The sequence below is a fragment of the Paenibacillus piscarius genome (assembly GCF_022234545.1).
GTDB lineage: Bacteria > Bacillota > Bacilli > Paenibacillales > Paenibacillaceae > Paenibacillus_AQ > Paenibacillus_AQ piscarius.
Genome location: NZ_JAIEUI010000004.1, coordinates 418,908 through 438,556, shown reverse-complemented (window position 1 = coordinate 438,556; position 19,649 = coordinate 418,908). Strand labels below are relative to the sequence as shown.

Sequence of the window (19,649 nt, the reverse complement as noted above, 5' to 3'; positions counted from 1 at the left end):
TGAGAGTAATGAAAAAGTATAGAACAGCCAGCAGAATAGGGATGGTGCTGTTATGCGCAGCCGTTATGACAGCATGCAGTGCTAATGCCGCTTCGCTAAACAGTGTAAGTAACAACGGGAATGCATCAGCTTCGTCTGGTCAGAGCAGTATCACTGGCACCGTAATGCCGGTAAGTGTGAAGACAGCAGATCTTGTGACCTGGGATGAGGAGGATACAGTAACCGCCTGGACGGCAGCGGATTCCACAGCCATTACTCTCACCGGGACGAGTGCCGCCGCAGACGGGGCCGGTGTCACGGTGCAAGAAGGCACAATTACCATTACAAAAGCTGGAACGTACGTGCTCAGCGGCACGCTCAGCGACGGCCAGATTATCGTAGATGAGCAGGCTAAGGGCACGGTGAGGCTGGTGCTGAACGGCGCTCACCTGACGGACAGCGACAATGCTCCAATCTATATCAAGCAAGCCGGCAAAGTGGTCATCACCTTGCAGGAGGGTACGGATAACAGCGTGACAGACGGAGCTGCTTATGTGTTCGCAGACGGAGCTGAGGATGAGCCCAGCGCAGCCATCTTCAGCAAGGCGGATCTGACGGTTAACGGCACGGGCAAGCTGACGGTCACTGGCAATTATAATGATGGCATTACCAGCAAGGATGATCTGAAAATCATGTCCGGCACGATCGAAATACAGGCCGCAGATGACGGCATCGTCGGTAAAGATATGATTGCCATTAAGGACGGCTATATCACGGTGAATGCCGCAGGCGACGGCATCAAATCAACCAATGATAAGGACGCTACCAAGGGCTTCATCGCCATTGCCACCGGGACCTTCGATATTACAGCAGGCAATGACGGCATTCAGGCGGAGACCGCAGCTGTCATTGACGGCGGGAACTTTACACTGGTGACGGGCGGAGGCGAGGAGAATGCTGAAGTGAAGACCGGCGATCAAGGCGGGCCGGGTATGGGCGGCGGAGGCGGCTTCGGCCAGCGTCCGGAGGATGGCACCTTCCCAGCTCCGGGAGAAGCCGGAGGCACACCGCCTGCAATGGATGCAGCGCCAGGGGCCGGCATGCCCCAAGCAGCGGAGAGTGGCACTGCGGCAGCGGCCCAGACAGACACCGCAGCAGCAGAAGAGACGGACACGGTCAGCACAAAGGGTCTTAAGGCCGGAGGCGACCTGACGGTGAACGGCGGCAGCTTCAAAATCAATTCCGCCGATGATGCGGTGCACAGCAACAGCAATATCTCGGTGACGGACGGAGACTTCCAGATCGCTACCGGCGATGACGGAATCCACGCCGATGCCCAGGTCTTCCTCTCGGGCGGGACCCTCGATATAACGAAGAGCTATGAAGGGATAGAAGGGGCGGATATCACTATATCCGGCGGTGACATCCATGTAACTGCCTCCGATGACGGTCTCAATGTATCCTGGAGCGATGAAGACAACACCGCGGCGGCAACCGGGGAACAGGGCCAGTCCGGCAGCACAGGCAGCCATAAGCTGACCATCAGCGGCGGCAAGCTGACAGTCAACGCTGCAGGCGATGGCTTGGATTCTAACGATTCGATAACGATGACCGGCGGCACTGTTATTGTGAATGGCCCTGAGAACTCCGGCAACGGTGCGCTGGATTATGACGGAGCCTTCAATATTACAAGCGGATTCCTGGTAGCCGCAGGTGCATCGGGAATGGCACAGGCTCCGGGCGAGGATTCCGGCCAGTATTCCGTAAGCATGGAGTTTGCAGCAACCCAGCCAGCCGGAACCCTGGTTCATCTGGAGGATGCGGACGGGAAGACGATCCTGACCTTCGCTCCGGCGAAGAGCTTCCAGAGCGTAGTCGTCAGTTCGCCTGAGCTGAAGGAAGGCTCATACACCGTCTATACCGGCGGGAGCTCTACAGGAACTGCCGCAGACGGGCTGTACACCGGCGGAGAGTATAGCGGGGGCACCAAGTTCGTTGCCTTTGACATTACCAGCAAGGTAACCTGGGTCGATGCTTCCGGTGTCACTACCGGGGGAAGCGGGATGGGCGGCCCGGGCGGCGGCGGCTTCGGGGGCGGAGGAAGAGGCAATAGAGCCGGGGGAGGCCCCGGCGGACAGGGCGGAACACCTCCGGCCGATGCCGGCACTACAGCTCCAGACGGTGCAGGTACAAGCACGAATTAAGCGGGACAGCAGAACAGAGACTATCCATTAGCGGATAGTCTCTGTTTTTGTACAAATATAAGTATGATCAGCAGCTACATGAAATCGAAATAGTAACGGATGACATGGAAGAACACCGGTGCGGTATAGGCAAGGCTGTCCACACGGCTCAGATAGCTCTGCTTCAGGGCGGCGAATTTGTCATCATCGCCGATCAGCAGATCGCGCTTCAGCACGGAGACCGTCAGACTGCCGAAGAAGCCGCTGACGCTGACCAGCATCCCGGAGAGATACCCGAAGGCCGGGTTCAGCGGGGTGAGGTGCGGATACAACAGATACGAGGCGATGGTGGTGACCACGAACGCACAGCCGAAGCCCTCCCAGGTCAGGCTCGGGTTGGCGGTCGGAACAATCCGGTGCTTGCCGACATAGATCGAAGCCAGATAATGTACGGCATCATTGAGCTGGGTCAGCACCACCAGGAACAGGACCAGCCCTGCCCCATATTCCGGTGTGGCGAACTGGAAGTAGGCCAGATGGCTAAGCCCGAATACCATCAGCATCAGCCCCCACTGTACAGAGCTTACACCGCGCAGGAAGCCGAGCGTCCCCTTGTTGATCAGGCGGGGAAGCGGCAGCAGCAGGAACACATAGACCGGAATGAAGATGATGAACATCCCGTACCATTCAATGTAGATCCAGTAGAATTGCAGCGGAATGGACAGGTACGCCCACAGGAACAGCCTGCGGTCCGCTTTGCGGGCACGGATCATGGAGAAATATTCCTTGAGGGCGAAGAAGCTCAGCACCATCAGGGACAGCAGGGACACTACAGCATTGGACAGGGTGGCGAGGCAGAAGATGAACACCATGCCCCACCAGGTCCGGATCCGGAAGCCGATGCCGGAATAATCCTTGTCCTTCTGTAACCGGCTGACAATCAGATACAGCACATGTACAACAGACAGCACTGCAATAATAAGAATAAGTGTGAATAAGGAACGGCTCATCAGCAATCACCAACTTGTCTCGGGGTGGCATTCAATACAGGGATTTTATGCTAAAATAGACAAAGCGTCCAGCTTATTATGAAGCAAAATAACGGACTTGATAAGGGGAAATCTTGTAAATGTCAGCAGATTCATCAGTATATATCCTGCTCACCAATACGGGAACGCTGTTCACCAGACTGATTCAGGGCTATACCAAAGCCCCGTATAATCATGCGTCGATCTCTTTTAACCGGGAGTTGTCTGAGCTCTACAGCTTCGGCAGAAAGCATCCGGCTAACCCGCTGAACGGGGGGTTCGTGAAGGAGGATATCCGCACCGGCACCTACAGCAAATATCCGGGTACAACCTGCGTGATCTATGAGCTTCAGGTTACAGAGCGCGAGGTGGAGAAAATGAAGCGGGTGCTCCAGGTCTTCATCCGCAGCCGCCAGAAGTATCTGTATAATATTCTCGGCGTCCTCGGCATCGCCCTGAAGGAGCCGGTTGAATTCAGCAACTCCTATTTCTGCTCGCAATTCGTGGCCGAGATTCTGGAGCGCTCCGGCATTAAGCTCTGGAACAAGCTGCCCGCGCTGGTCACCCCCGATGATTTCCGGCAGAGCGACCGGCTGAAGCTGGTCTATTACGGCAAGCTGAGCGAGTATCAGCCTTCGGTCACATAGCAGCAGTTCGAGAAGTCCCGTTCCCGGCATACATTTGCTCGCAAGCAGGCACACGGCCCGAATGTATGTGGAAAACAGCATACATTATGCTCGCAAGCAGGCACACGGCCCGAATGTATGTGGAAAACAGCATACATTATGCTCGCAAGCAGGCACACGGCCCGAATGTATGTGGAAAACAGCATACAGTCCTTCACCCGCTGGGTGACTTTGTTTATAGAAGAAGCTTACCTGGCTTATCCCGCCTGGATTGTGATATTTTGAGGGGAAAAGGAGAGTGAATAAGTGGTTCATGCTAAGGATGTGCTGACCGATCAATTACTGGCTGGCGCCAATGACCCGAGCTGGTATCTGCCGTATATGCAGGCAACAGAGGAGGTCACCGAGGAAGAAGCCTTCTGGAAACCTGGGGAAGGGACGTTCAGCATTGCCGAGCTTACCGCTCATCTGCTGTACTGGAATGAAGCCTGGCAGACCCGGTACCGGGAGGGGCATATGGATGCCGTGCCTCCGGTAGGAGATAATCGCCTGAGCTTCATGCTGCCTGCAAATACTTCCTTCGGTGAGCTTCGCAGCAGACTGGTGGACGCAATGCTGGCCTGGCAGGAGCTGTTGTCCGAGGAAGGGCTGGAGAACCGGGTGGACGGGTTCCCGGAGCCAGCGGCCTGGTGGGAGCTTATCAGCAATGCGGCGACGCATAATGCCTATCATATCGGGCAGATCGTACTGCTGCATAAGCTGTATAAACAGGCTAAGTAACGTAAGAAGCATAGAGCGGGCAGACAGACTGGCTGGGTAATTCCTGCCGGTCTCTTTGCTGTGCAGAATACCTTAACCTGTAATTAAGGGGAGCATGTGCTATTCTTGGAATATGGCCTACAGAAGGATAAAAGCGAGGGATTTCATATCATGACTGATCATATCATCAGAGTGCTGGAAGCAAGGTACGCCTGCCGGCTGGAGCGGCTGACAGGAGGGTATACGAATCTTACCTATCTGATGGCGGGGGTGGAACCTCCGCTTGTAGCCAAAATCGCGAACCTGTCCAACGAAGACACACTGAATGAAATACAGGTCATGAAGCTGGTGCAGGGAAGCTGCGATACACCGGCTGTACATAAGGTAATGGAGATGGACGGAATGCGGATTATCCTCATGGACAGGATGCAGGGGCTGAACGCCCAGTCTGTGCTTGATGCAGAGGACTGGAAGAGGGCTGAACGGATCTATGGGAGGATGGGCCTGCTGCTGGCAGAGCAGATTCATTCCCGCCCGTATCATCCGCCCGGCAAGGAGATCCGCCGCAGCAACAGGTCTGAACTGAGCGGGATGATTACCTCGCTCGAATTCGTACCGGATTCCTTGGGCAGGCACTCGCTTCAGCTGCTGGAAGCGGACGGGGCCGGAGAGCTCCCGTGGGTTCTGACCCATGGCGATTACGGGGTGCATAATCTTCTCTGCGATGAGGAGGACGGGCTGCATGTGCTGGATTGGGAGTGGGCCGAGTGGGGCAGCCCGCTCAATGATGTGGCCTGGGTCTGCTGGTTCACGAAGCATCACTATCCGGCGAAGGCCCGGGTACTGAACGCCGCCTTCCTGGAGGGGTATCTGGCCGGTAATCCGCTGGCGTTCACCCCCCGGCAGATGAAGGCAGCGAGTCTATATAGAGTATGGAATATTCTCTACCGTCTGCGGATTGCCCCCAAGGAGGTACAGCGTGAATGGACACGCCGCCTGGAATGGACGCTGGGCGAAGACTTCCGGGAGCTGTCTGGAGCCCGGTGAGGCAGCAGAGATTATTCTTCCGGGACAACCACCTGAAGATGACGCGGAATCGTGCTTAGCGTGAGCGGCAGCGGCGGCCCCGCTTCCCCGTCTACATTCGTTCGGACCGGCTCGGAGGAGCGGAGCGTCACCTCACGGGCCGTGAAATAGATGACATCCTTGTGGCTTCTCAGATTGCCGAGCAGCAGGGAGATGCTGACTGTCACCGAATTCAGCAGGTGAAGATCCTTGACGATGAAGCAGTGCAGCAGGCCGTCATCGACAGCAGCTCCGGGAGCAAGCTTCTCGAAGCCGCCGACAGAATTAGTGAGCGCAGCGATAAACAGCGGGGAGGAGCCCTCCCAGACTTCCCCGTCGTGGATGATCGTCAGCGGGTGCGTCTTGCTGCTGGTCAGCTCCTTGATCCCTTCCCGCAAGTAAGCCAGGAAGCCGAGCCGGTTCTTGTCGTCTGAGGAGACAGAGGAGAGGGAGCCGGCCAGGGAGCCTGCGGCGACCACATTGACGAACAGCCGCTCATTCAGCCGGCCCATATCGACCCGGCGTGTGCGGGAAGAGGCCAGATTACGGATAGCTTGCTCGGGATTGAGCGGAATCTGCAGGGCCCGGGCGAAATCGTTGACCGTGCCCATCGGCACGATGCCAAGCACAGGCCGGTGCTGCTGATCGGCCAGCCCGTTCATTGTCTCGTGCAGCGTGCCGTCTCCGCCGATCGCGACCACCAGATCACAGCCTTCGCTGCACGCCTGGACACAGAAAGCCGTGGCATCCCCTTCGCCGGCGGTCTCATTGACAGTAACCTGATACCCTGCGACCTGCAGCACCTCTTCCGCTGCCTGGATATATTCCCGCGCCTCTGCTTTGCCGGAGGAGGGATTCATGATGATCATAGCCTGCTTCATACTGCACTCCTCTCTTATGTAACCGGATTATTAACCATTAACCAGCTTAGCCCGGCCTTTGAAACAGCAAGCGCCGGAGGGACGCTGCGGTCCCTCCGGCGCTGGGCTGCCTGATTCGGGCGGACAGCCGCCGTTAGCTAACCTTCTCCGATCCGCCGCTGATAGGACTCGGCGTAGGCTGCGCTGCGGAACTTCAGAATCGGGTCATCCGAGAGACGCATTCCGGTCGTAAGAATGGTGGGGTCCATGAGCAGATATTTCGGATCAGGGTAGATCTCGGAAATATGCAGCCGGCCGAGATCGACTCTCCGGCGGTCCTCCGGCCAGGCGCGGGTCGGATCATCTGTCGCGTCGCCTTCCTCGCCCAGAACGGCGACAAGCTGGAAGATGGCCGGTTCATCCTTCAGGCGCAGCTCCAGCTCCTCCTCCAGATAATGATCCGGCTGCTGTGCCGCTTCCTCCAGCGACAGGGTGCGCACTCCCGCCTCCGGCACCCACTCGAAGCGGACAGGCTGCTCCCTCCCCTCAGCATTGACGAGCACATAAGCATGGATGCAGTAATAGGGGCATTCCGCATAACTGGCCGGCGGCTTCAGCCGCTTCACGGCGCGCAAGGCTCCCTTGCTCTCGCTGAAGTGGCTGGCAATCTCCTTAATCAGCTCCAGCGGTCCGAGGCTTCCAGTCCGGAGCCGGTGGGCGGTACGGACAATGTCGATGAAGGACTCCGGGGTCCGGGCAAAAAAGACCGGTACCGTTACCCCCACCAGATTCGTAACCTCGCCATCCGGCAGGATGAACTGGACCGCCATTCCCTTGGCGGGCGAGAGCAGATCCGCCAGTGCCGGATCGGTCGAGCTGCCGGAGAAGCGCACGATAGCATTCACCTGCTGCTCCTGAAGATGCTCCGCCTCCGTCAACTCCATCCCCAGCCCGCTCGGCCGGAAGAATCCGCGGCAGCAGATGCCCTTGGCATGGGCGCGGCGGTATCCGGGATGGACGCCGGATAGCTGCTCGATAGCGTCAACTGCCTCAGCCGCCAGCCCGTCAGCCTGATCTCCTGCCAGCAGTTGGCCGTCCTGTTCAGCTTCATTCTTGCCCTCATTCACGTTCGTAACCCTCCCCTCAAATCCATTGAATTGGAATAATCTACATCCTAATTCTTACCACAACGGCCATTCATTTAAACTGCTTCTCGTAGACATCCACTTCGTTATTGTGGTTATCGGCCGCTCTTCTCACCGGGGTGAAGCCATTCCGGGTCCAGAAGGCTTCCCCTGCTTTGTTCTCCAGCTGCACTGCCAGTCTGACGGCGCCAAGCCCCTGGGTCCTGAACATTTGCTCCAGTTCATGTATCGCTGCTATGCCGATCCCTTGACGGCTATATTGCCGGTGAATCACCAGCAGGCCGATCCATGGATAATGATCCGCGCTATAGTCAGGCAGGTAGGTGATGAGACCGGCAATCCGGTCATGGCTCCTGATGTACAGCATTTTCTCCCCCATAGCGAGGTTGTTGCGGTTCTCCTCCTCCAGCTCCGAGGGCTCCACATAAGCCTTGTGCAGGACCATCAGGTTGAATTCAGGCTGTGAGTTCAGGATGGAGGCCTGGATCTCCAGACTCTGCGGTGTGAGCGCGTCAGGCACCGGTTCTAACCAAATCATTTAATCACCCGCTTGTTATTAATTAAATATCTAATTAGATATTAATATAATAATATAGAGTTATCAACTCACAAAGGGGAAAATATGCTAAAATAGAGCGGACTTACCCAAAAAAACGTGCATGAAGCAGAAATGGAGCTTGTTAATCAATGAATGAATTACCGAATTGCCCGCAGTGCGGCTCTGTGTATACCTATGAGGATGGAGCGATGCTGGTCTGCCCGGAGTGTGCACATGAGTGGTCTTTGGATGCAGCGGGCGCAAGCAGCGAGGATGAGAAGGTAGTGAAGGATGCCAATGGGAATGTCTTGACTGATGGGGATACCGTAACGGTGATTAAGGATCTGAAGGTCAAAGGCAGCTCATCCGTACTGAAGATAGGCACCAAGGTGAAAAATATCCGGCTGGTGGACGGCGATCATGATATCGATTGCAAAATCGAAGGGTTCGGGGCGATGAAGCTGAAATCGGAGTTTGTGCGCAAGGCATAGCTGAAGAACCGGAAATCCGCTGCCCGCCGGGCAGCAGGCTCCGGTCCGCCAACATTCCCAAGTTATAGAACCCGTTGCGCGGTGACAAACCGCTTTTGCCACTTGCTGCTGAACTCCTCCATATGTACACCCTGCTCCTTGGAGTAGGTATGCAGTATCCGGTTATTGCCGGCATAGATGGCTACATGTCCGATGTCAAGGCCCCGGGCGGTGAAGAACAGCAGGTCCCCGGTACGCAGCTCGTCCAGGCTGACCTTCCGGCCTTCCTGGGCCTGATCATAAGAGACGCGGGGCAGCTCGAGCGAGAGGGCATCCGCGAACACACGCTTCACGAACGAGGAACAGTCGAACGTATCCGTCTGATCCGGCGAAGCGCCGAATTCATAAGGGGTATTCAGGTATTTCCGGCCCTCGTTAATCAGTGCCTCTCCCTGCTTCTGGAGCAGCGAGGGGCTTCTGTAATCCGTAAATTTCGGTTTGGCCGATACATAGCCCCTGCCATTCTCCGCTGTCCGTACCTCCAGCCAGAGCGGGCCGGCCTCGCGGACGACATGGACCTTGCTGCCGGCCGGCAGCAGAGCCAGGCTGTTCGCTGACTGCCCGGCATCCGGAGTGCTGCGCAGGTTAACTCCCCAGGTGACCGTGGTCTCATAGGCGGCTGCCGAGGAGATCAGGACGGAGCCTGAAGACGGCTCCCAGGCCACCTGGCTGCCCAGAGCCTCGCTGACGAAGCGCAGGGGTATCATACTGTAGCCTTGCGACAGCTGTCCGGGAACCGCAAGATCAACCGTTCTCCCGTTCACACGGGCGGTGGATGAGCCAAGGGTATAGGTTAAGGCAGTGCCGCTCTTGACGGCAGTTACCGTCTTGCTGGTATTGTCCCAGGAGAGCTCGGCCCCTTGGGCTTCGAACAGTCCCCTCATAGGAACCAGTACGGTCCCGCTGAAGTTGAGCGGCCGGGTCTCCGGCTGAAGCTGCTGCCCGTCCAGGTAGATGGAGATCGGCTGGGGTGAGGGTGCTGCATCTGCATGGGCATAACCGCCCGCCGCAGCGGTCAGGGCCAGTCCTAGCAGAGACAGCAGCATAGTCGTTCTTGTTGTCATGGATTCATCACCTTATGGATAGATTTAACTCTCTCCAGTTAGACGCGATTGGTGTGAATTGGTTTTGTGCCAATTGTTGGTAACGTTTCATGGCTATTCTAATAATCGGGACGATCGCGGGGCTATTGAATCAATCCTCACTGAATACGGCGCTGCCGAACATTATGGGGGAGTTCCGGTTGTCTGCGAGCACTGTGCAGTGGTTAACGACCGCTTATGCACTGGTTACGGGTATTGTTGTTCCGATTACTGCTTATCTTATTCAGCGCTTCAAGCGCAAGGAGGAGGCTCCGGCGGAGGTTTCAGCAGAGGGGATTGCTGTGAAATAACCGCTCATCTATGGGATAGGATGTATCCTCAGCTCAAATAGAATACCTTCTGCTGCAAGAGATCGAGCGCCTGCTCGGTCTCTTTGCGTTCCTCAGCGCTCAGGCCGGCAATGCGCTGCTCGAACCGGACGGCAATCTGCGAGAACGCCTCATTCATCAGCGCCCCGCCTGCGGCAGAGAGGGTAATCTCCTGCTTGCGGCGGTCAGCGGGGTCGGTGATGCGGGTACAGAGACCTTTTTCGCTGAGCTTCTTCAGTTCACGGCTCGTATTCGGCATCGATATATTCATACAGTCGCTGATCTCGCTGAGGGTTACCGGCTGGCTGACAGCGATGTATTCGATAATCTTATATTGCAGCGGCGTTAAGCCGTCTGAATTCACATCTCTGGTAATATCATTTGTTATTTGATGGACAGAAGCAGTGAAGGCTATGAATTTCTGAAAAAGCTGGTTGTTGTCCATTAGATCACCTCAGAGGTCACGATACCAGATTAATTATCAAAAAACAATTATCATTTGACAAGTATTTCGTGCCTGTGCTATGTTTTGGTTATCAAATGACAACTAAAGGGGAATACCACTGATGAATACACTTGTGATCTACACCCATCCGAACCAAAAGAGCCTGAGCTACGCCTTCCTGCAGGAGGTGCTGCGCGGCAGCAAGGAGAATGCGAAGATTACGGAAGTCAAGGTGCTTGACCTGTACGAGGCCGGATTCGATCCGGTGCTTGTATTCAATGAGAATCGGCGCAGACGGGATATGTACCGTGAACCGGAGCTGGCGGAGTACAGGGAGCAGCTGCTGTGGGCCGATCAGATCGTCCTGGTCTATCCGATCTGGTGGGGCAGACCGCCAGCGATGCTAATGGGCTATATCGACCGGATGTTTGCATCGGGCTTCGCCTACCGGGATAAGGGCGGCCTGCTGCCGGAGGGCCTGCTCAAGGGGAAGAGCGTGATCTGCATTTCCAGCATGAAGGGGCCGGCCCACTACCCGCTGCTGTGGCTGGGGAACTCGCATAAGATACTGATGCGCAAAGCGCTGTTCAACTTCGTCGGCATCCGTAAGGTGAAGTTCTTCGAGTTCGGCAGCATGGAGAGCAAGAAGGGGAAGCAGAGCAAGAAGCTGGAGCAGATCTACCGTTATTTCAAGACGGTTGGGTGAATCTTGCACAATCTATTTGACAATCGGGTCACTTGTAACTACAATGGTTACATGATTGATAATTACCGCTGTCAACTTGAGCTTTGATAGCCAAGATTGAAATACAACAACCAAATGGAGGAATGAAGTATGACGATCGCATTAACAGGAGCAACAGGCCAATTTGGTTCTATCGTAGCAGAGACTCTGCTGAAGACTGTACCCGCTGCGAAGATTGTAGCCAGTGTCAGAAATCCGGAGAAGGCAGAGGCCCTGAAGGCGCAAGGCATCGATGTACGCCACGGCGACTTCGATCAGCCGGAGACACTGGACACCGCCTTCGCCGGAGTGGAGCGCCTGCTGATCGTCTCAGCAGACGGCGACAATGACACCCGTATCCGCCAGCATAAGGCGGCTGTAGATGCTGCTGTCCGTGCAGGGGTGGGCTTTATCGTATACACGAGTGTAGGCGATGCCGAGAACAGCTCCCTGTTCCTGGCGCCGGTACACCGTGCTACGGAAGAATTCATCCGCGAATCCGGCATTCCGTATGCCTTCCTGCGCAACAACTGGTACCTGGAGAACGAAGTCGGCTCCATTCAGGCTGTGAAGGCCGGTGCTCCTTGGCTGACCTCAGCCGGAGACGGTAAGGTAGGCTGGGCTACGCGCCGCGATTATGCTGAAGCGGCGGCTGCTGTTCTGGCAGGCGAGAGCCGTGAGAGTGTCGTCTACGAATTGTCCGGCACCCCGCTTACCCAGGCAGAGCTGGCAGCTGTAGTCGGCGAAGTGCTAGGCCGGGAGGTTGCCGTGCAGCAGGTGGATGATGCCACCTATGCCAAGGTAATGGGCGAAGCAGGCGTGCCGGAAGCGGCGCTGCCGATCGTCGTTGCCATTCAGGGAGCCATCCGCGATGGCGCACTGGATATCGAGAGCGGCGACCTTGCGAAGCTGCTGAACCGCCCGCAGACCCCAATTAGCGAAGGCGTGCGCGCGCTGCTGGGTTAAGTGCTGCGCGTATGAGCAAGCCTGCCAGTTATACACTGGCAGGCTCGCTATGATAAGAGGCTGTCCGACCGGTCTAACCGGAGGGCAGCCTTTTGTGTTGCGGTCCGCTTGCCGCATAGGAACGTTTCCCTTATCATGAACATGAATTAGGCAGCAGACCTACTAATCTGAACGATTGCAGGTGATCCTATCCGAATATCCATCGAGCATATCAGCAGGGAGCAGCAAGAGGAGATCATCATCAGATGCCATGAGGCGGACGAAGAAATCTATGAAATCGTAAATAAGCTGAAGACAGAGACGCTTATCATTCTGGGAATTCAGGAAGAGCGGGTCAGCCGCATCAAGCTTAGTGATGTCTATTATTTTGAAGCGGTGGACGGCAAGGTATATGTGTACAGTGAGAACCAGGTGCATGAAGTGAAGCAGAAGCTGTATGAGCTGGAGGAATTGTGCCGGGACAGAGGCTGCTTCCGGGCTTCCAAATCGACGATTCTGAATATCGCCAAGATCGAGAGCGTGCGCCCCTCCCTGAGCGGCCGGTTCACCGCACTGCTGGATAACGGGGAACGTGTAGTGATTTCAAGACAATATGTGCCTGTACTCAAAAAAAGACTCGGATTATAAGGGGGCTCACCGCATGAAACGGTCTGAATATGCCAGGGAGATCATCCGCGATTTTCTGATTATTTTTGCATCCATCATCATTATCATTACAGTGCTGCGGCAGATTTACATGCCTGACCTCGCGTTTGACCTGATATCGATCTACACGATTATGGGCTTCTCGCTGCTTGGCGCATTGACGGGCATGATATTGTATACGCCAAATGAGGTGAGCGAGCGGGCGATGCGGGTTAGAATCGTGCTTCATTTTGTCCTGCTGGAGACGCTGTTAATAGCTCTTGCCAGCCTGATCGGAGTTGTGGCCAGTGTGTCCGCTGCACTTCTGCTTGCCCTGCAGATTGCCGTCGTATATGTTATTGTCCGTCTGCTGTCCTATGAGAAGGATAAGAAGGAAGCTGCCCGGATTAATGAGCGGCTGAAGGCGGCGAGGCAGGAGGTCCGCGAGTAATCCGAAGTTAGCCCCCATTTAATGGGCGATTTATGCATCTTATTGCCCTGTAGCTACAGCTTACCGCAAACCGGTATACATCCTTTTCGCTGTTTTTTATGATGAGTTCATGAACTAACGCGAAAAGGAGAATCCCTATGCACAACCGCATCAAGCTCATAAGCTGGATTAGAATCACCCTGTTTATCGTCTTCCTTATACTGGCACTGTCCCCCGTGATCGAGTGGGGTTTCCGCTGGGTGCTGCTGGCGGCACTGCTGTTTATGTTTGCGCTGAAAGGTTCGATTGATCTGATCCGCAAGAAGACAGACGTAAGACCGTCCAGACGTTCAACCCGTGTGTGGAAAAGACTGCTAACCGCTGTGGCGCTGCTAATCGCGCTGATCCCGCCCATTCTGTTCCCGCAGTACCATGCACCTGAAGTGACCGGAGAATATGAAGTCAGGACGGCTGTCTATTCCTATACGGACCCCAACCGGGTGGAGGAATTTACGGATACAGGGGAGCCTCGGCAGGTGAATGTGGAATTCTGGTATCCGGGCCATGGGGAGGGCAAATATCCGCTGGTCGTCTTTTCTCATGGAGCCTTCGGCATTAGGGAGAGCAATGCTTCCACCTTCACGGAGCTGGCCAGTCACGGCTATGTTGTGGTATCCATAGATCATCCTCACCAATCCTTTTATACACAGGGCGTGGACGGGAAGATCACTACGATTAATGCAGAGTACATGCGGGAGGTTAACGATTCTAATAAGGACGGGGTATACACTGTGGAAGAGCTATACGGTCTTACGCAAAAGTGGATGAAGCTGCGGACTGGTGATATGAATCTGGTGATCGATACAATCCTGGAGAACGCCGCTAGTAGCGAGGACCCCGTGTACCGGCTGATCGATAGTGAGCATATTGGCGTAATCGGCCACTCGATGGGTGGTGCGGCAAGCGTCGCGCTTGGCCGGGAACGCGGCGATGTGGATGCTGTGGTGAATCTGGATGCCCCGTTCTTCACCGAGCTGGTGTATGACCGGAAGCTCAATGAGCTGGCGGTCCAAGATGAGCCCTACCGCGTACCGCTGCTGAACATATACACGGACGATGTGTGGAGACAGCTCGGGAAGAACTCGGCTTACGCGGCGAATAACACCGCCAATCCGAACTTTAAGGACGCGTATACCGTTCATTTTCAGGGAGCCAAGCACTTGAGTCTGACCGATCTGCCGCTGTTCTCCCCGATCCTGGCAAATATCCTTCAGCGCGGTCAAGCGGATATCGATAAGTATTACTGTATAGAGACGATGAACAAGCTGATTCTTAAGTTCTATGACTATACGCTAAAAGGCACCGGGCAGTTTGCACCGCAGGCGGTGTATTGAGGCTACAGCTCGATCACAGCAGACTGAACCAGCCCAGCGATCCCTTCCTCCAGCTCCGCGCCGCTCTCCTCCGCCAGCCATTCCGGCGGGACGAGCAGATAGTGGCCGGAGCTGCTCTTCAGGTAGCTGTAGATGATCTGCGCCTCATCGATCTTGTGGCGGCTCATCTCCTCCGTAGCTGCGGCCTGGCTGCTGCTGTGGAAGACCTCCCTTGCGGCGGCAGCGATCGTGCCGGTGAGCTGACCCTCATGCAGCGTTTCTGTAGCCAGCAGGGTGCGGTGAAGAATGACGCTGCCCTTGATCAGGATCAGCTTGTGCGAATGCCCGTCCACCGGCTCCAGCACGATAATATTTTTGTTCGCCCCGGTGAATTCGATCACCTGCTCCTTCTGCAGCAGGGAGCGGATTGCACCGAGGGTATCGCGGGTTTTGGCGGCGGCCTCGAAGTCGAACCGCAGCGCCGCCTCCTCCATCCGGGCTTCCAGACCGGCCACAATCCCGTTGTCCTTGCCCTCCAGCAGGCAGATGAGCTGGTCGATGACCGCTTCATAATACGCTATGGCTTCCGCACTGCCGCCGCACATCCCCATACATAACCCCAGTGAGTAGTTCAGACAGCGCGAGCTCCGCGAATGGGGGCTGCCGCAGAGAATCCGCTGCGACTCCTTGATGCCCAGCACCGCCCGCTCCACCGTACTCCGGCTGGTATAAGGGCCATAGACCAGGCTACCTGCCGCGCTGCTCGGTTCATAGCCGATCTCAATTTGCCGGTAAGGTGCAGCACTGACGATAGAGATGTAGCTGTAGGCGAGCGGATTTTTCATTTTACGGTTATACATGGGTTTGATTTCTTTGATCAATTGGCATTCCAGCATGAAGGCCTCCAGCTCCGTATCGGTCAGCCGGTAATCCAGATCGCGGATATGCTTCACGAGTTGCTTCACCTTGGGCGAATGCCCCTTATTATTATAGAAATAAGACTGGACCCGCTTCCTGAGCTGCTTCGCCTTGCCCACATAGATGATATGGCCCAGGCTGTCCTTCATCAGATAGACGCCGGGCGTCAGAGGAAGCGCTGCAATCTTGTCTGTCAGATCCGCGGACATGGCTCCGCCTCCGTTCGTAAGCATCTTCAGTATCTATTAGTATAAACGAAGCTGCACCCGCCCGCGAGGCAGCAATGTGACATATTCCACAATGTCTCTCTCCCAAACCCTCTATCATTATTGATATGACATGAATGCGATCAAGTAAGCTGGGTGGGGGGCTGCTGATGAAATATTCGATCGGGGAATTCGCGTCCATTCTGGGAGTGACCGCAGATACACTGCGCTTGTATGAGAAGCATGATATCGTCCGGCCCATGAAGGATGAACATAATAATTACCGTTATTTCAGCGACCTGGACGCGCGGAATCTGTTGTCGAGCCGGTGGTACCGGAGTATGCAGATTCCGCTTCAGGATGTGGCGGGACTGATTCAGGAAGCACCGTCCGGGCGGGTAGTGGAGTCGATTGCCGCTGCCGGAGCGCAGCTTGAGGAGGAGATCCGGCGCAGCACGCTGCTGCTGGGCAAGATCCGGGAAATTCACGATGAGCTGGCGCGGATCAGTGAAGCCTTCTATACGTGCAGCATCAAGGAGGTGCCCGGAATGTACCGGATTGAGCAGACCTACAAGAATCACCTGCTGCAAAAAGAGAGCATCAAGAGCACCGTGCAAGCCTGGATGGAGCTGCTGCCGTTCACCTTCTATTCCTTCCGCATGGAGAATACGGAGAGCATCTGCGGAGAGGGGATGCTGGATTACAGCTGGGGTCTGGCCCTGCTGGAGGAGGATCAGCAGAAGCTGGAGGTGTGCCTGGATGACAATGTGGAATATCTGGAGCCCGCGACCTGCCTCTCGGCCGTAATTGTCAGCGGCTATGAGGAATATCTGGAGCCGGACGCCTTCCGGTTCATGCTGGATTATGCACAGGCGCAGGGATACAGGATCACCGGAAGCATCAGCGGCAAAATCCTGTTCACCGAACGCATGAATCACGGCAGCCGGACTTATCTGGAGATCAACATTCCTGTTGGACTTTGAGAAAATTTTCACATTATGTTCATTGACCTTGGTCCTGTACCAAGGTTTACACTTTGTGCCGTAGTCATCAGTCCTTACAAGAGAGACTAAACAGCAGGGGGAGAAATCATGCACAAGAAAGCAGCAAAAAGAATGTCGATCTTCACGGTTTGTCTAATCATGGTTCTGTCGCTCATCAGCGGCTGCAGCGGGAACAAGAATGCCGCACCGGCCGCTACGGAGCAGCCTTCGGCCTCGCCGGAAGCAGCGCAGCAAGCGGATACGGGTGCAGTACCGGCCGGTTTCAAAGCGGGAACCTATACAGCGGAAGCGGACGGCAAGGACGGCAAGATCCAGGTTAAGGTCACGCTTGACGACAAGTCAGTCATTACAGATATCCAGGTGATCAGCCAGAATGAGACCGCCGGAATCGGGGTGGAGGCGATCAACAAGGTGAAGGAAGAGATCATCGCCGGCCAGTCCCTGAATATCGATGCCGTCAGCGGGGCGTCCGAGTCCAGTAAGGCGATCCTGACCGCCGTGGAGGATGCGCTGAAGCAGGCGGGCGGGAACGTGGAGGCTTTTAAAGCCAAGACTGTAGTGAAAGCGGGAGAAGGCAAAACCGAGCAGCTGTCCGCCGATGTAGTGGTGGTTGGTGCGGGGGCGTCCGGTGTGTCGGCCGCAGTCTCGGCAGCGGATAAAGGCGCCAAGGTCATTCTGATTGAGAAAACAGCCACGATCGGCGGAGCGAGCAACCTGTCCTGGGCGGGCAAATTCTATAACTCCTCAGCAGCGGTAAACAGCGGGCTGAAAGTGGAGGTGGAGAAGGAGATCGCCGACTGGATCGTCAACAACCACTGGAGAGTGGATGCGGCAGCCATCCGTCAATATGTCACGAAGTCGGGCGAGACCTATGACTGGCTGACCGGCAAAGGCTACACCACCACCTTCCTGAACTTCGCCGGGGAACAGCTCCATATGCTGCCTCCTTATGAGACCCGCCAGGAGCTGCTGCGCAAGATGCTGGCTGCGTCCGTTGAGAAGGGCGGCGGGCAGGTCATCACAGAGGCGACTGCGGAGAAGCTCATGACAGGCACGAATGGAGAGGTAACGGGTGTCGTGGCCAAGAGGTCTGACGGAACTACCTTAGAGATTGCCGGTAAAAGCATTGTAATGGCTACCGGAGGCTATGCCGGGAACAAGGAGATGGTGAAGGAGGCCTTTGGCTTTGAAGGTGTCAACGGCGGACTGGGGCAGAACATCGGCGAAGGGCTGAAGATGTCCTGGGAGATCGGCGCGAAGGTGCCGGACAACTTCGGAGGCCAGATGCTCCACCAGACGCTGGCCCGGGCTACGGACAAGCTGAAGGCACAATACGAGCCGTTCGAAGCCAGCTACCCTATGATGCTGTCCTACCTGCCGACCCTGATGAATGTCGGCCCTTCGGGCGCGAGATTCCGGGACGAGGCGGCGACGCTGACGGCGGTTGCGGCGGCGAATACGAGTGCTTTTAACGGAGCTTATCATCTGGTCATTGTCTCGCAGTCACAGATCGATGCCCTCAAGACCAAGGGGATGAAGGGCCTGCAGGCGCCGAAGCTGCCGGGAATGCCGCCGGAGTTCTATGCGCCTTACAAAGACAAATTCAAGCTCGACCAGCCTTGGAAGGATGCGGACAAAGTCTTTGAATCGATGGTGGCGAACGGCGACGGCTTCAAGGGGAATACGATTGAGGAGCTGGCGAAGAATGCGGGGATGGACCCTGCGGTGTTCACTGCGGACTTCAAGCTCTATGAGGAAGCGGTCAAGAGCGGCACCGATACCCAGTTCGGCAAAGCGAAGGAATACCTGGTGCCGATGGGCAGCACCGGCCCGTATTACGCGGTAATCGCTGAGGTCAACAACCTCTGCTCTGTGGGCGGCCTGCTGGTGAATACGAAGTTCCAGGTGCTGAATGACAAGCGGGTGCCGATCCAGGGACTGTATGCGGTGGGCGTGGAATCGGAAGGCGTGCTGTTCAATGATACGTATGTAGGCAATGGCGTCGGGCTGGGCTACTCCTTCACCTCCGGGCGTCTGGGCGGCGAGGATGCGGCAGCGGGTGCACTTGCCAAGAAGTAAGTTGCTGTAAGACCAATTTGCTGTAAGACCAATATAAGCAATACTCCTCATTCCGCCGATAAAAGAGTTGTCCTGAACTTTATACGCGAGAAGAGGAACGTCAGATGGTTAATCCCATTTCACGGATCCAGGCAGCTTCGTTGACCCGCACGCCGCATCAGGCAGGTGCTGGCGCTGCGGAGTCATCGGTATTCAGCTTCCCGGAGACGCTGGCAGCAGTCGCTGCCGCCATTCAAGATCAGGCACGCAGAATCAGACAGAAGTACGGCTTGACCGTACGGATTGCCGCAGGTTCCCCTGAGGGCAGCAAGACCGGTGCAGGCGGGCATAGTGACCGGCCGGAGCTTGTGATCGCTCCGAATATTCTGCAGCAGATGAGCAAAGATCCTGCACTGCAGCGCAGAATCTACGGTTATCTCGACGAATATGTCAGAGAGGAATACATACCGGGCCGTCCCGGCCTTGTTATTCACAGGGACGGGACCTGCACCCGTCCGCCAGCTGAAGCTGGAACGGAAGCGGCCCCAGGCGGAAGGCATCTGATGGCCGGTCATCCGGAGATGCAGAGCCGCAGCTACGCTCAGGACAGGCTGCAGCAGCTCGCCTTCCTCCGGGCGCGCAGGTCAGGCAGACAACTGTAGCCGGGCAGTAATCCAATAATTGGTCCCCGAATCCATGTGATGTGGAGGCGGGGATCTTTTTTTGAAATATAAGAATTTGGAAGGGAGGTATCCGGCAGATCCTTGATGCGCTCGA

The 19,649-nt window shown here is 55.9% G+C and carries 21 protein-coding genes; 14 read left to right on the top strand and 7 right to left on the bottom strand.

From position 1 onward, the window contains the following. Positions 1–8: 8 nt before the first annotated feature. On the top strand, positions 9–2,183 hold the full coding sequence (locus tag K1558_RS10200; protein WP_238651449.1) for a carbohydrate-binding domain-containing protein: 2,175 nt from the start codon (positions 9–11) through the stop codon (positions 2,181–2,183). A gap of 74 nt (positions 2,184–2,257) precedes the next feature. Here the strand turns inward: K1558_RS10200 and K1558_RS10195 are convergent, their stop codons facing one another. Continuing rightward, a complete protein-coding gene (locus K1558_RS10195; protein WP_238651448.1) occupies positions 2,258–3,172 on the bottom strand; it encodes a phosphatidate cytidylyltransferase in 915 nt (304 codons plus the stop codon). A gap of 119 nt (positions 3,173–3,291) precedes the next feature. Here K1558_RS10195 and K1558_RS10190 point away from each other — a divergent pair, with 119 nt between their 5' ends. The 3 genes from K1558_RS10190 to K1558_RS10180 all read left to right on the top strand — a co-directional run bounded on the left by K1558_RS10190 (position 3,292) and on the right by K1558_RS10180 (position 5,622). Beyond that, on the top strand, positions 3,292–3,837 hold the full coding sequence (locus K1558_RS10190; protein WP_238651447.1) for a hypothetical protein: 546 nt from the start codon (positions 3,292–3,294) through the stop codon (positions 3,835–3,837). Positions 3,838–4,122: 285 nt separating this feature from the next. After that, positions 4,123–4,596, top strand: a complete 474-nt coding sequence (locus K1558_RS10185; RefSeq protein ID WP_238651446.1) for a DinB family protein — start codon at positions 4,123–4,125, stop codon at positions 4,594–4,596. A gap of 150 nt (positions 4,597–4,746) precedes the next feature. Continuing rightward, positions 4,747–5,622 (top strand): phosphotransferase family protein, encoded by an 876-nt coding sequence (locus K1558_RS10180; RefSeq protein ID WP_238651445.1) that lies wholly within the window; start codon positions 4,747–4,749, stop codon positions 5,620–5,622. Between the two features lie 11 nt (positions 5,623–5,633). Here the strand turns inward: K1558_RS10180 and K1558_RS10175 are convergent, their stop codons facing one another. The 3 genes from K1558_RS10175 to K1558_RS10165 all read right to left on the bottom strand — a co-directional run bounded on the left by K1558_RS10175 (position 5,634) and on the right by K1558_RS10165 (position 8,183). Then, positions 5,634–6,521 carry a diacylglycerol/lipid kinase family protein gene (locus K1558_RS10175; RefSeq protein ID WP_238651444.1) on the bottom strand — a complete coding sequence of 296 codons (888 nt, stop codon included), beginning with the start codon at positions 6,519–6,521 and terminating at the stop codon, positions 5,634–5,636. 137 nt (positions 6,522–6,658) lie between these two features. Beyond that, the gene (locus tag K1558_RS10170) at positions 6,659–7,627 is read right to left on the bottom strand and encodes a catalase family peroxidase (RefSeq protein ID WP_238651443.1); all 969 of its coding nucleotides are present in this window, start codon (positions 7,625–7,627) and stop codon (positions 6,659–6,661) included. 70 nt (positions 7,628–7,697) lie between these two features. Beyond that, positions 7,698–8,183, bottom strand: coding sequence for a GNAT family N-acetyltransferase (locus K1558_RS10165; protein ID WP_238651442.1), 486 nt, complete (start codon positions 8,181–8,183; stop codon positions 7,698–7,700). A gap of 149 nt (positions 8,184–8,332) precedes the next feature. Here K1558_RS10165 and K1558_RS10160 point away from each other — a divergent pair, with 149 nt between their 5' ends. Then, on the top strand, positions 8,333–8,674 hold the full coding sequence (locus tag K1558_RS10160) for a zinc ribbon domain-containing protein YjdM (protein ID WP_238651441.1): 342 nt from the start codon (positions 8,333–8,335) through the stop codon (positions 8,672–8,674). A gap of 62 nt (positions 8,675–8,736) precedes the next feature. Here K1558_RS10160 and K1558_RS10155 read toward each other — a convergent pair whose 3' ends face one another. Continuing rightward, the gene (locus K1558_RS10155; RefSeq protein WP_238651440.1) at positions 8,737–9,777 is read right to left on the bottom strand and encodes a C40 family peptidase; all 1,041 of its coding nucleotides are present in this window, start codon (positions 9,775–9,777) and stop codon (positions 8,737–8,739) included. A gap of 89 nt (positions 9,778–9,866) precedes the next feature. On the opposite strand from K1558_RS10155, the gene K1558_RS10150 reads away from it, so the two are divergent. Beyond that, a complete protein-coding gene (locus K1558_RS10150; RefSeq protein WP_238651439.1) occupies positions 9,867–10,106 on the top strand; it encodes an MFS transporter in 240 nt (79 codons plus the stop codon). A gap of 28 nt (positions 10,107–10,134) precedes the next feature. Here the strand turns inward: K1558_RS10150 and K1558_RS10145 are convergent, their stop codons facing one another. Then, positions 10,135–10,569, bottom strand: coding sequence for a MarR family winged helix-turn-helix transcriptional regulator (locus K1558_RS10145; RefSeq protein WP_238651438.1), 435 nt, complete (start codon positions 10,567–10,569; stop codon positions 10,135–10,137). A gap of 121 nt (positions 10,570–10,690) precedes the next feature. Here K1558_RS10145 and K1558_RS10140 point away from each other — a divergent pair, with 121 nt between their 5' ends. From K1558_RS10140 to K1558_RS10120, 5 genes are all read left to right on the top strand, one after another. Further along, positions 10,691–11,275, top strand: coding sequence for an NAD(P)H-dependent oxidoreductase (locus tag K1558_RS10140; RefSeq protein WP_238651437.1), 585 nt, complete (start codon positions 10,691–10,693; stop codon positions 11,273–11,275). Positions 11,276–11,404: 129 nt separating this feature from the next. Then, the gene (locus tag K1558_RS10135; RefSeq protein ID WP_238651436.1) at positions 11,405–12,259 is read left to right on the top strand and encodes an SDR family oxidoreductase; all 855 of its coding nucleotides are present in this window, start codon (positions 11,405–11,407) and stop codon (positions 12,257–12,259) included. Between the two features lie 174 nt (positions 12,260–12,433). After that, positions 12,434–12,886 (top strand): LytTR family DNA-binding domain-containing protein, encoded by a 453-nt coding sequence (locus K1558_RS10130; RefSeq protein ID WP_338019684.1) that lies wholly within the window; start codon positions 12,434–12,436, stop codon positions 12,884–12,886. A 13-nt stretch (positions 12,887–12,899) separates the two neighbouring features. After that, positions 12,900–13,334: a DUF3021 family protein gene (locus tag K1558_RS10125; protein ID WP_238651434.1), complete on the top strand. Its 435-nt coding sequence runs from the start codon at positions 12,900–12,902 to the stop codon at positions 13,332–13,334. Positions 13,335–13,471: 137 nt separating this feature from the next. Continuing rightward, complete coding sequence (locus tag K1558_RS10120) at positions 13,472–14,707, top strand: alpha/beta hydrolase (protein ID WP_238651433.1); 1,236 nt, start codon at positions 13,472–13,474, stop codon at positions 14,705–14,707. Between the two features lie 2 nt (positions 14,708–14,709). Here K1558_RS10120 and K1558_RS10115 read toward each other — a convergent pair whose 3' ends face one another. After that, a complete protein-coding gene (locus tag K1558_RS10115) occupies positions 14,710–15,813 on the bottom strand; it encodes a GIY-YIG nuclease family protein (protein WP_238651432.1) in 1,104 nt (367 codons plus the stop codon). 167 nt (positions 15,814–15,980) lie between these two features. Between K1558_RS10115 and K1558_RS10110 the strand changes: the two genes are divergently transcribed. The 3 genes from K1558_RS10110 to K1558_RS10100 all read left to right on the top strand — a co-directional run bounded on the left by K1558_RS10110 (position 15,981) and on the right by K1558_RS10100 (position 19,534). Beyond that, positions 15,981–16,793 carry a MerR family transcriptional regulator gene (locus tag K1558_RS10110; protein WP_238651431.1) on the top strand — a complete coding sequence of 271 codons (813 nt, stop codon included), beginning with the start codon at positions 15,981–15,983 and terminating at the stop codon, positions 16,791–16,793. 108 nt (positions 16,794–16,901) lie between these two features. Continuing rightward, complete coding sequence (locus tag K1558_RS10105) at positions 16,902–18,893, top strand: FAD-dependent oxidoreductase (protein WP_238651430.1); 1,992 nt, start codon at positions 16,902–16,904, stop codon at positions 18,891–18,893. Positions 18,894–18,997: 104 nt separating this feature from the next. Beyond that, the gene (locus K1558_RS10100) at positions 18,998–19,534 is read left to right on the top strand and encodes a hypothetical protein (protein ID WP_238651429.1); all 537 of its coding nucleotides are present in this window, start codon (positions 18,998–19,000) and stop codon (positions 19,532–19,534) included. The last annotated feature ends 115 nt before the right edge of the window (positions 19,535–19,649 follow it).

Bases quoted from the DNA above. Each gene is read 5' to 3' on its own strand.
- K1558_RS10195 (WP_238651448.1), bottom strand. From the start codon at position 3,172: ATGAGCCGTTCCTTATTCACACTTATTCTTATTATTGCAGTGCTGTCT.
- K1558_RS10150 (WP_238651439.1), top strand. From the start codon at position 9,867: ATGGCTATTCTAATAATCGGGACGATCGCGGGGCTATTGAATCAATCC.
- K1558_RS10120 (WP_238651433.1), top strand. From the start codon at position 13,472: ATGCACAACCGCATCAAGCTCATAAGCTGGATTAGAATCACCCTGTTT.
- K1558_RS10155 (WP_238651440.1), bottom strand. From the start codon at position 9,777: ATGACAACAAGAACGACTATGCTGCTGTCTCTGCTAGGACTGGCCCTG.
- K1558_RS10135 (WP_238651436.1), top strand. From the start codon at position 11,405: ATGACGATCGCATTAACAGGAGCAACAGGCCAATTTGGTTCTATCGTA.
- K1558_RS10165 (WP_238651442.1), bottom strand. From the start codon at position 8,183: ATGATTTGGTTAGAACCGGTGCCTGACGCGCTCACACCGCAGAGTCTG.
- K1558_RS10190 (WP_238651447.1), top strand. From the start codon at position 3,292: ATGTCAGCAGATTCATCAGTATATATCCTGCTCACCAATACGGGAACG.
- K1558_RS10180 (WP_238651445.1), top strand. From the start codon at position 4,747: ATGACTGATCATATCATCAGAGTGCTGGAAGCAAGGTACGCCTGCCGG.
- K1558_RS10110 (WP_238651431.1), top strand. From the start codon at position 15,981: ATGAAATATTCGATCGGGGAATTCGCGTCCATTCTGGGAGTGACCGCA.
- K1558_RS10105 (WP_238651430.1), top strand. From the start codon at position 16,902: ATGCACAAGAAAGCAGCAAAAAGAATGTCGATCTTCACGGTTTGTCTA.
- K1558_RS10175 (WP_238651444.1), bottom strand. From the start codon at position 6,521: ATGAAGCAGGCTATGATCATCATGAATCCCTCCTCCGGCAAAGCAGAG.
- K1558_RS10160 (WP_238651441.1), top strand. From the start codon at position 8,333: ATGAATGAATTACCGAATTGCCCGCAGTGCGGCTCTGTGTATACCTAT.
- K1558_RS10115 (WP_238651432.1), bottom strand. From the start codon at position 15,813: ATGTCCGCGGATCTGACAGACAAGATTGCAGCGCTTCCTCTGACGCCC.
- K1558_RS10145 (WP_238651438.1), bottom strand. From the start codon at position 10,569: ATGGACAACAACCAGCTTTTTCAGAAATTCATAGCCTTCACTGCTTCT.
- K1558_RS10125 (WP_238651434.1), top strand. From the start codon at position 12,900: ATGAAACGGTCTGAATATGCCAGGGAGATCATCCGCGATTTTCTGATT.
- K1558_RS10200 (WP_238651449.1), top strand. From the start codon at position 9: ATGAAAAAGTATAGAACAGCCAGCAGAATAGGGATGGTGCTGTTATGC.
- K1558_RS10140 (WP_238651437.1), top strand. From the start codon at position 10,691: ATGAATACACTTGTGATCTACACCCATCCGAACCAAAAGAGCCTGAGC.
- K1558_RS10100 (WP_238651429.1), top strand. From the start codon at position 18,998: ATGGTTAATCCCATTTCACGGATCCAGGCAGCTTCGTTGACCCGCACG.